Origin of the sequence: Fibrobacter sp. UWEL (assembly GCF_900142535.1) — a bacterium.
GTDB lineage: Bacteria > Fibrobacterota > Fibrobacteria > Fibrobacterales > Fibrobacteraceae > Fibrobacter.
In genome coordinates, this window is the sequence record NZ_FRBE01000059.1 from 1 (window position 1) to 1251 (window position 1251).

The following is a 1251-nucleotide window of genomic DNA, read 5'->3' on the forward strand; positions in this document are numbered from 1 at the left end:
TAGGAAGCCTGGCTGATACCCACTGCCTGTGCAGCGATACCGAGACGAGCGCCATTCATGAGGGCCATCACGTACTTGATGAGACCGAACTTGCGGCGGCCGCAGAGTTCTGCCTTAGCGTTCTTGTAAACCAGTTCGCAGGTGGTGGGGGAGGTCTCCCCCTCGCTACAGCCCCGGCCCCGCCCCTATAATCATTCCCTTCGGGAATAAAGTTTCGAAACCCGCCCGGCCGGGTCTTCCGCTACCCCCACTGCGGGGCTCAAACGCCGCCCCGCAACGCCCTGCTTCTTTCTCTCGTTCAACCTTTTGGGGAAAATTAGTGTATATTCGTGGCGACGGAGGTTGCACATCAGCGCCTTTTGAGAGCAGGTATTATAACCAAATCGGGTAAACTGAGCAAGAATTACCGTCCAGTTGCAGCATCAAAATAAATTTATTTTGGGGGTATGCATGCAAAATCTGTATTTAGAACGTCCGAATCTTTATATTGGCTTTCATGGATGTGAAAAAAAGAACGGACTCAATTTGGTTAACATCCCAAAGCAAGTGAATTTGAGTACTGCTAATCATGAATGGTTAGGTGAAGGCTTTAAATCCTTTGAAGAGGCTGAAGATCCCATTAGATATGATTCCGTTCGTGGAGCGTTCTATGAAGGTGACGTTGCTTATAAAGGTACAGAAATCCGTAAGAAGAATCATATTCAGGTTTGCCTCCGTAATATGAATTGCATTAAGGGATTTTTCTTACCCCGTAGCTAAACTTGAAACTATTTTTTTTGCTAAGAAACCGTGGTGATTTTCACCACGGTTTTTATTATACATTTTATGATACAAACGCGTTTGAATGCTCAGATTTTGTATGGAAAATTGATTCTTTAGAGAGAAGTTCATGAGTATATTTGTTTTGAAATGAAATCTATATTTGAATATGATGATTATCGTTCCTATATGAACGATTACTACTTGTGGAAAAAGCGAACTTCTGCTTTTTCATGGCGAGAATTCGCGAAAAATAGTGGATTTACATCGCCTAACTATCTGAAGGTCGTTTGTGATGGAAAGAGCGGCTTGTCTGAGCCTGGAATTGAACACGTTGCTGAGGCGATGGACCTTATAGGAGCTGAACGTGAATATTTTCGTAAGCTTGTTAAGTTTGGATTAGGCAAGTCCTTTTCTGTAAATTCATGCGCAAAAAGCGGATTTTCCCATCTCCTTCTCGGTTAAGTAAGCTTTATCTTCCATCCATTCATC

At 43.3% G+C, this 1251-nt stretch carries 3 protein-coding genes; all 3 read left to right on the forward strand.

Going from position 1 to position 1251, the window contains the following annotated elements:
- The coding region (locus BUB59_RS15445; RefSeq protein WP_159433390.1) for a hypothetical protein at window positions 1-191 on the forward strand (191 nt) is incomplete at its 5' end.
- 259 nt (window positions 192-450) lie between these two features.
- Window positions 451-759 (forward strand): hypothetical protein, encoded by a 309-nt coding sequence (locus tag BUB59_RS14910; protein WP_073231441.1) that lies wholly within the window; start codon window positions 451-453, stop codon window positions 757-759.
- A gap of 150 nt (window positions 760-909) precedes the next feature.
- Window positions 910-1224, forward strand: coding sequence for a TIGR02147 family protein (locus BUB59_RS14915; RefSeq protein WP_083540379.1), 315 nt, complete (start codon window positions 910-912; stop codon window positions 1222-1224).
- Window positions 1225-1251: the final 27 nt, after the last annotated feature.